This window comes from Mesorhizobium sp. M7A.F.Ca.MR.362.00.0.0, from assembly GCF_004023175.1.
Taxonomy (GTDB): domain Bacteria; phylum Pseudomonadota; class Alphaproteobacteria; order Rhizobiales; family Rhizobiaceae; genus Mesorhizobium.
The window spans coordinates 27,187-34,417 of the sequence record NZ_RZTF01000024.1 but is presented as its reverse complement, the minus strand read 5'-3'; the positions used below and the strand labels follow the sequence as shown (position 1 = coordinate 34,417).

Genomic DNA, 7,231 nt, shown 5'->3' with positions numbered 1-7,231 from the left:
GGCCGGGGCGCGATGTCATCAATGTGAAACGCATATTTGCCTTGCCAGTTGAGCGGACCATGCGCTTTCAGCCGATGCTTCAGCCCAAGCCGAACGAATCCCTGGGGATCCTGTTTGAGTGTTGAAAACAGTGGGCGGGCAGTCACGCCGTTGGAGAGGTCGACCAGCACATAGTCGTCGCCGACGCTGTCCAGCCCGTGGAGAAGGCCGGCTGCGACGGTTCCGGATTTCCCGGCGCCGCCCGCGCCGGCCAGCAGCACGCCCTTGCCCTCGATGCCGAGCGTCCCCGCATGGGCCAGCCGCATGCCGCGTGCCGCATATTCCCAATGCAGGAAAGCCCGCAGCGGCGCTCCCGGCTCCCACGGTGGAAAGGCATCGGCCGAAGCCATCAATTGCACGCCAACGCGACGTTGCGGATCATAGAACTGCCAGAAATCCAGGTCGTGAAAATGGTTGCCGCGCAATCCGGCCTCCGCCAGCCGGGTGGCGAAGCCATGCTGCGTGAAGGGCCCCTGGCCCCAACTGACCGGTGCCGCGATGCCGTCTATGCCGGGATGTGCGACGAAGACGCGGCAGATATCGGCAGGCGTTCGGCTGCCCGGAGCACTGACAAAGCCATGAGCGACGGCATCCGCCAACGCGCCGGGGCTGACATGCGCGGTCAGATCCAGATGCGGCAAGCCCACCTTGCAGGTCAGCGGATAATGCGCGGCGCTGCTTTCTGCTTGCGCCAGGACATGGCGTGCGTAGTCAACCAAGTTTTCGAGAGTGACGTTCGGCATGGGTCTGCCTGTTCCGGAGCTGCCCGGCAACGAGAACCTGATGGGCGCTTCAGTTGGCCTGCTTCACCGCGGGCCAGCCGAGGGGCTCCTCGACCTCGTGGATGGGATCGACGACAATGAGATCGGCGAGATCGTCATGGATGTCGACCTTCAGGGGCTCTCTGGCAGCGGCGAGCTGAGCCAGCAATTCGCTTGGAGCCGGTCTTGCCACGCCATCGGTTACGGCCGCCAGCAAACCGAATTCGAGCAATTGTGAAACAAAGTCGTCAATCGCGGCGGCATCGAGGGCGCCAATGCCGGTCGCGGCGCCGGCCAGTTCGGAGGCAGGCACGCCGGACGACAGTGCATCCCAAAGTCTGCTGCCTGAATCAGAGAAGCCGAAATATTTACCCGTGGTCAGGTCAAGAACGACGGCTTCGCCGTCGAAGGATTCAAAGACGATATCCTTGCTGGCAATGGCATAGATGCCGGATTGTCGCATGTTTGCTCCCCCGCCGAGCAGGCCGCGGAGATGATCTTCGGGCCTTACGGTCAACCCCACCGTTGCAGGCGTCTAACCATTTGCAGGGTTTTTGGCAAGATGGCGCAGGCTCGGGGCGAGCGCAGCCGGTCACGCTTCGATTTCAAGCGCCGAAAGCGGCTTCGAGCAACAGGCGAGGATAAAGCCGTCCTCGATTTCGTGATCGAGGATGCCGCCATTGTGACTCATCTCGACATCGCCCGCGACCTTCCTCACCTTGCAGGTGCCGCACAGGCCGAACTCGCAGGCGGCGGGAATCCGCACCCCAGAGGCGCGTGCCGTCTGCAGCACGGTCTGGCCGGCGACGCATTCGGCGTCGACATCGGAAAGCGAGAACCGGATTGGTGTCACGGCCTCGACGGCAGCAGCGGCGCCGTCTTCCGCCGGCGGCGAGAACGGCGCCGGGATCTCCTCCACGGCAGGCGCGGCAAAGCTTTCCTGATGGTATTTCGCCATGTCGAAGCCGGCGGCGTCCAGCATGCCGCGCACGGCGCGCATGAAGGGATCGGGGCCGCAGCAGAAAATCTCGCGCTCGCGGAAATCGGGTGCCAGCAATGGCAGCCGGATCGCGTCGATGCGGCCCATATGGCCGAACCAGCCCTCGCGGCTCGACCGCTCCTCGATCATGAAGCCGAGCGACAGGCCGGGCATGCGGCTGCCGAGCAGCTCGAGTTCCTTGCGGAAAATGATCTCTTCCGGGCGGCGCGCACAGTTGACGAAGCCGACATCTGTCCATGGCGCACAGTCGTTCAACCAACGCAGCATCGACATCATCGGCGTCACGCCGGAGCCCGCCGAAATGAACAGATATTTGGCCGCCGGGTGGCTGTGCAGCGAAAAATCACCGGTCGGCCCATAGGCCTTGACGTGCGAGCCCGGCGTCAGATGGTCGAACATCCAGCGCGTGCCGGTGCTGCCTGCCTGCGCCTTGACCGTCACCGCGATCGAGAACGGCCGCGACGGCGAGGACGACAGCGTGTAGGTGCGCATCAGCGGCCCCTCCGATGTCGGCAGTTCCAGCGTCACGAACTGGCCCGGCTTGTAGCGGAACCAGGTCTGGTTGTCGGAGCGGAAGGTGAAGGTCTTCACGTCCGGCGCTTCGTCGCTGACGCCGATCACTTCCAGCACCTGCAGCCGGTCGTTCCAGGGCGTCATCTGGTCGAGATGGCGATAGAGGCCAAGGTCCGTCATCGCATTCATCCTCTTGTCCCCTGAGCTAGGCGACGCTGCGCAGGGCCGGCCGGCCGCCTTCGGCAAGGCGCGGCCCGATGAACGACGCGTACCACTCGACGAACTGGATCACGCCGCCCTCATGCAGCTCCGAATAGGGGCCTGGTTCGTAGGCCGGCGACAGGATGCCGAAGGCGTTTTCCTCGACGATGCGGCGGTCCTGGTCGTTGGTCTCGGTCCAGACATGGGTGAGCTCAGCGAGGTCGTAGTCGATGCCTTCGACCGCATCCTTGTGGACGAGCCATTTCGTCGTCACCGCGGTTTCCGTGGCACTGATCGGCAGCACGCGGAAGGTGACGGCGTGGTCGCCGAGGATATGGTTCCAGGTTGTCGGATAATGATAAAGCAGCAAGGAACCGATGCGGTCGGTTGAAACGCTGTCGGACAGGTTCTTCTGGACCGCCCGTTTTCCCGTCATGGTGTAGCTGACGGCATCGCGCAGCAGCGGCGCGCGGGTGGCGCGGTACTGCCCTGCCGGATCGATGCGGAATTTGCTCGGCAAGCCTGATGCCTCGCATCTGGCCCAGTGCGCGACCATTTCAGGGTCGCTGTCGGCGCCTTGGACGCCGGTCACGGTCGGAGCCTCGGGGAAGGTCTTGCACAGTTCGGGGTGATTGGCGACGCAGTGGTAGCACTCGCGGTTGTTTTCCCAGACCAGCTTCCAGTTGCCCTTCTCGATGATCGTGCTCTCAAAGGCGATCTTTGCCTCACGCAAACGGTGCGGCAAAAGATAAGGTTCGATCATCGCCCGCATCGGCGCGAAATCCGCCGGCTCCCTGGCCAGGCAGATGAAGATGTAGCCGCCGACGCTCTCGCAGGCGACCGGCTTCAGGCCGAAATCACTCTTGTCGAAACCGTCGGCCATCTGGCGGGCAAACAGCAGGCGGCCGTCCAGCTCATAGGTCCACTGATGATAGGGGCAGACGAGCTTTGCCGCCGTACCCTTTTCCGCGTTGCACACGCGGCTGCCGCGATGGCGGCAGGAATTGTGGAAGGCGTTGATCTTGCCTTGCTGGTCGCGGACAAGGACGACCGGATAGTCGCCGATCTGCACGGTGATGTAGCTGCCCGGCTTCGGCAGTTCGCAATCATGGCCGATGAACAGCCAGTCGCGATACCAGATCAGCTCCATGTCGAGCTTGAAGTAGTCTGGATCGGTGTAGAAGGGCTGCTCCAGTGAAAAGCCTTGCCGGCGCCCCTTCAGGAGCCTCAGCATGTCGTTGCGGATATCCATGTCCTGTCCTCGTTTCTAAGGACTGAACTGGTGGTGATGGAGGAAGGATTGAAACGCAGGCCGGCTAGGTGCCGGACATGCGCTATCCACCTCTTGACCGCCCACCGCGATCAGTCGAGTCTAAAAATCTCGGGCTGGTTTCCGGGCTCTGGAGTTGTCCTTGCGGACCATCGCGACACCTTCCCAGGCAGTTGCCCAGTGGTCTCCCGTTGCGACTTGAACTCCACCACCGTTGCGGGGGCAGCGCCGGATTCTGACCGGCTTCCCAATTCTCCGTCTCGTCGTCACGAAGCGGCACCTGAGATGGTATGATCTAACCACGATCGGGGGCGCGCCGTCGGCATGAAAACGACATCGTATCCATGCGGCGCGACACGGCATGCGAAACGTCACCGCAGATCGTCTGGGGCCGAAATCCCGCGTCCCGGGCGGCCATTTGCCGGCTGCGATCTTCCCGAATCCGACCCTTGGCGGGGGTCAAAAAAAGTTAACGGTTTCGAAAAGTGACTATTAGCTTGACCTAAAATCGAACCGAACGGTTCGTTTCTGTTGACGGTGCGTGCAGGATGGTGTGAACGCCGGGCCTTTGAAACAGTCAGTGATCCATCGGATGGTTAAACTTAACATGCTGATATAGAGAGGAAAAACGCCTCTCTAGATTCCCCTGGCACAATTTCAAGGTGTGGATTCATGGTCCACACGGAACAACTTCGTGATTGGAAAAGGCGGGGTTGCCCTCCCACATCGGTGTTGTCCGAACGACGCGATTTCATTTCCAAGACACGCCGCTAGACGGACGGAAAAAGACGATACTGGAGTACAAAAATGAAAAAGATCATTCTCACTGCCGCAGCCCTTCTGGCCATTTCCGGCAGCGCCTTCGCTGGTAGCGACCACTACGGTTCGAACGCCGCGGCAGCCACTGCTGTCGACAGCTCGTACACCGCTTCGACCAAGAAGTCGGAACCGGCTGCTCAGGCGCCTGCCCAGGGTGCTGACCGCAACCTCTTCGGCAACAACTAACAGCCGATTCCCAGTCGACGGCGGGCTCGCCCGCTGCCCTGGCGAAATTCAGACATTCGAAGTTCAGACATTCAGGAGTATTTAAGATGAACAAGATCCTCATTGCTGCCGCCGCCGTTCTGGCCATCTCCGGCAGCGCTTTCGCGGGCAGCGACAACTACGGTTCGAACGGCGCCAACCAGCCTGCCGCCGCTGTGGACCAGTCGTACACGGCTTCCACCAAGACCTCGGAACCGGCTGCCCAGACACCCGCTCAGGGCAGCGACCGTAACCTCTTCGGTCGCTAAAACCAATTTCGCAAGCGACGGCAGCTGTGTCTGCCGTCTGGCGAAATCCAGAATTCAGGAGACTAAAATGAACAAGATCCTTATTGCTGCCGCCGCCGTTCTGGCCATCACCGGCAGCGCCTTCGCCGGCAGCGACAACTTTGGCTCCAACGGCGCCAATCAGCCTGCGGTTACTTCGGTTGACAACGCGCATACGAGCTCGGTCCGCAACAGCGGTGGCCTCGTCGAGAAGCTGCTCAATTCGTCGGGCGACGTAGAGAAGTCCGCCCCTCAGGGCAGCGACCGGAATCTCTTCGGCCGTTAACAGTCGAAGCTGATCTTCAAAAAAAGAGCGGCGGGCCTGGCCCGCTGCTCTTTTTTGTCCAAGACGCGGTTCTGCCTCAGGCCGCCTTCGCTTCGGCCTCATGAAGGGCAAACGACCGTCCGTCAGCGTCGAAGAGATGCAGGTCCTCGCCATTGGCGCTCAGCCGCAATGTCGAACCGCGCTTGACCTCGACATTGCCGGGCAGCTTGGTCACCAGCGGCAGGTCGGCGCGACCGATGTCGACATAGACCAGCTGCACCTCGCCGAGCTGCTCGACATAGTCGACCGTCCCCTCGAACAGATAGTCCGCGCCGCTGGCGATGATCAGGTCCTCCGGCCGCACGCCAAAACTCACCGCAGCGCCCTTTGCCGAAGCCGGCGTCGCGATCGGCACGGTTGCCTTGCGTCCGCCGACATGGCTGACGACGGTCGGATTGCCTGATTTGTCGATGGTTGCGGGCAGGATATTCATGGCCGGCGAGCCGATGAATTGCGCAACGAACAGATTGCCGGGCTTCTTGTAGAGGTCCATCGGCGTGCCGACCTGCTCGATATGGCCGTCCTTGAGCACCACGATGCGGTCGGCGAGCGTCATTGCCTCGACTTGGTCGTGGGTGACGTAGATCATGGTCGTGTTGGGCATCGATTCCTTGAGCTTGGCGATTTCGATGCGGGTGGCGACTCGCAGCGCCGCATCAAGGTTCGAAAGCGGCTCGTCGAACAGGAACACCTTCGGATTGCGCACGATGGCCCGGCCGATGGCGACGCGCTGGCGCTGGCCGCCCGACATCGCCTTGGGCAGGCGGTCGAGATATTTGGTCAGCTGCAGGATCTCGGCGGCCTGACGCACGCGGCGGTCGATCTCGGCCTTGTTCTCTTTGCCGATCTTCATCGAGAACGCCATGTTGTCGTAGACGGTCATGTGCGGGTAGAGCGCGTAGGACTGGAACACCATGGCGATGCCCCGTTTCGACGGCGGCACGTCGTTCACCACTTCGCCGGCTATTCTGAGCTCGCCGGAGGTGATTTCCTCGAGCCCGGCGATCGATCTCAGCAATGTCGACTTGCCGCAGCCCGACGGGCCGACGAAGACGATGAACTCGCCCGATTTAATATCGAGGTCGATACCGTGGAGAATGTTCAGATTGCCGTAGGACTTCTTCACTTGTCTTAGCGTGACATCGGCCATTTGGTTTCCTCCAGTGATTGGAATTCAGTCGAGACGCCCGAACCAGGCGCCGTAGCCGCCAAGCTCGATGGAACCGCTGTTCGCCTGCCCCGAAAATCCGTGCCCGGGCAGAGGTTGCAGCGATCGGCCGCCAAGGTCAACCTTAGCCGGCCCGGCTCCCAGATTGAAGACGCAGACGATCTGCTCGTTGCCTGCGCGGCGCGTGAAGGCGACGGTGTCGCCCTCACTTTCGATGAAGGTGATGTCGCCCTTGGCGAGCGCCGGATGGGCACGCCGGAAGGTGAGAAAGCGCCGGTAGTGCTCGAGCAGCGAAGCCTCGTCGCCCTGCTGGACATTGACCGCTTGCGCCAGATGCTTGGCCGGCACCGGCAGCCAGGGCTTTGCCTGGGAGAAGCCGCCATTCTTGGCGCTGCCATCCCACACCATTGGCGTGCGGCAGCCGTCGCGGCCCTTGAATTCCGGCCAGAAGCGGATGCCATAGGGATCCTGCAGATCCTCGAACCGCAGCTCTGCCTCACCGAGCCCAAGCTCCTCGCCCTGGTAGATGCAGACCGAACCGCGCAACGACATCAGCAGCGCCGAGATGACCTTGAGGTAGGCGGTCGGGTCGGCCTCATTGGCGGCCCAGCGCGAGGCCGGGCGCATCACGTCGTGGTTGGAGA

General features: G+C 62.0%; 9 protein-coding genes and 1 riboswitch. Of the genes, 3 read left to right on the top strand and 6 right to left on the bottom strand.

All coding sequences use genetic code 11. From position 1 onward, the window contains the following. The 4 genes from EOC06_RS05830 to EOC06_RS05815 all read right to left on the bottom strand — a co-directional run. The coding region (locus EOC06_RS05830) for a serine kinase (RefSeq protein WP_245469351.1) at positions 1-782 on the bottom strand (782 nt) is incomplete at its 3' end. A 49-nt stretch (positions 783-831) separates the two neighbouring features. After that, positions 832-1,263, bottom strand: coding sequence for a PqqD family protein (locus EOC06_RS05825; protein WP_128307304.1), 432 nt, complete (start codon positions 1,261-1,263; stop codon positions 832-834). Between the two features lie 129 nt (positions 1,264-1,392). After that, on the bottom strand, positions 1,393-2,493 hold the full coding sequence (locus EOC06_RS05820; protein ID WP_127808237.1) for a hybrid-cluster NAD(P)-dependent oxidoreductase: 1,101 nt from the start codon (positions 2,491-2,493) through the stop codon (positions 1,393-1,395). Positions 2,494-2,518: 25 nt separating this feature from the next. Further along, the gene (locus tag EOC06_RS05815; RefSeq protein WP_128307303.1) at positions 2,519-3,766 is read right to left on the bottom strand and encodes an aromatic ring-hydroxylating dioxygenase subunit alpha; all 1,248 of its coding nucleotides are present in this window, start codon (positions 3,764-3,766) and stop codon (positions 2,519-2,521) included. A 114-nt stretch (positions 3,767-3,880) separates the two neighbouring features. Then, a riboswitch (cobalamin riboswitch) is annotated at positions 3,881-4,083 on the bottom strand. Between the two features lie 508 nt (positions 4,084-4,591). On the opposite strand from EOC06_RS05815, the gene EOC06_RS05810 reads away from it, so the two are divergent. The 3 genes from EOC06_RS05810 (at position 4,592) to EOC06_RS05800 (ending at position 5,380) form a co-directional block, all read left to right on the top strand. Continuing rightward, complete coding sequence (locus EOC06_RS05810; protein WP_013528268.1) at positions 4,592-4,789, top strand: DUF680 domain-containing protein; 198 nt, start codon at positions 4,592-4,594, stop codon at positions 4,787-4,789. A gap of 86 nt (positions 4,790-4,875) precedes the next feature. Continuing rightward, positions 4,876-5,076 (top strand): DUF680 domain-containing protein, encoded by a 201-nt coding sequence (locus EOC06_RS05805; protein ID WP_128307302.1) that lies wholly within the window; start codon positions 4,876-4,878, stop codon positions 5,074-5,076. Between the two features lie 67 nt (positions 5,077-5,143). Continuing rightward, the gene (locus EOC06_RS05800; protein ID WP_128307301.1) at positions 5,144-5,380 is read left to right on the top strand and encodes a DUF680 domain-containing protein; all 237 of its coding nucleotides are present in this window, start codon (positions 5,144-5,146) and stop codon (positions 5,378-5,380) included. Positions 5,381-5,456: 76 nt separating this feature from the next. Here EOC06_RS05800 and EOC06_RS05795 read toward each other — a convergent pair whose 3' ends face one another. After that, entirely contained in the window at positions 5,457-6,569 is a 1,113-nt protein-coding gene (locus tag EOC06_RS05795; protein WP_127267787.1) for an ABC transporter ATP-binding protein, read from the bottom strand. Positions 6,570-6,593: 24 nt separating this feature from the next. Continuing rightward, positions 6,594-7,231: DUF3459 domain-containing protein (locus tag EOC06_RS41765; RefSeq protein ID WP_245469350.1), on the bottom strand; the 638-nt coding region annotated here is incomplete at its 5' end.

Coding starts and splice junctions, on each gene's coding strand:
- EOC06_RS05825 (WP_128307304.1), bottom strand. CDS start 1,263: ATGCGACAATCCGGCATCTATGCCATTGCCAGCAAGGATATCGTCTTT.
- EOC06_RS05815 (WP_128307303.1), bottom strand. CDS start 3,766: ATGGATATCCGCAACGACATGCTGAGGCTCCTGAAGGGGCGCCGGCAA.
- EOC06_RS05810 (WP_013528268.1), top strand. CDS start 4,592: ATGAAAAAGATCATTCTCACTGCCGCAGCCCTTCTGGCCATTTCCGGC.
- EOC06_RS05795 (WP_127267787.1), bottom strand. CDS start 6,569: ATGGCCGATGTCACGCTAAGACAAGTGAAGAAGTCCTACGGCAATCTG.
- EOC06_RS05800 (WP_128307301.1), top strand. CDS start 5,144: ATGAACAAGATCCTTATTGCTGCCGCCGCCGTTCTGGCCATCACCGGC.
- EOC06_RS05805 (WP_128307302.1), top strand. CDS start 4,876: ATGAACAAGATCCTCATTGCTGCCGCCGCCGTTCTGGCCATCTCCGGC.
- EOC06_RS05820 (WP_127808237.1), bottom strand. CDS start 2,493: ATGACGGACCTTGGCCTCTATCGCCATCTCGACCAGATGACGCCCTGG.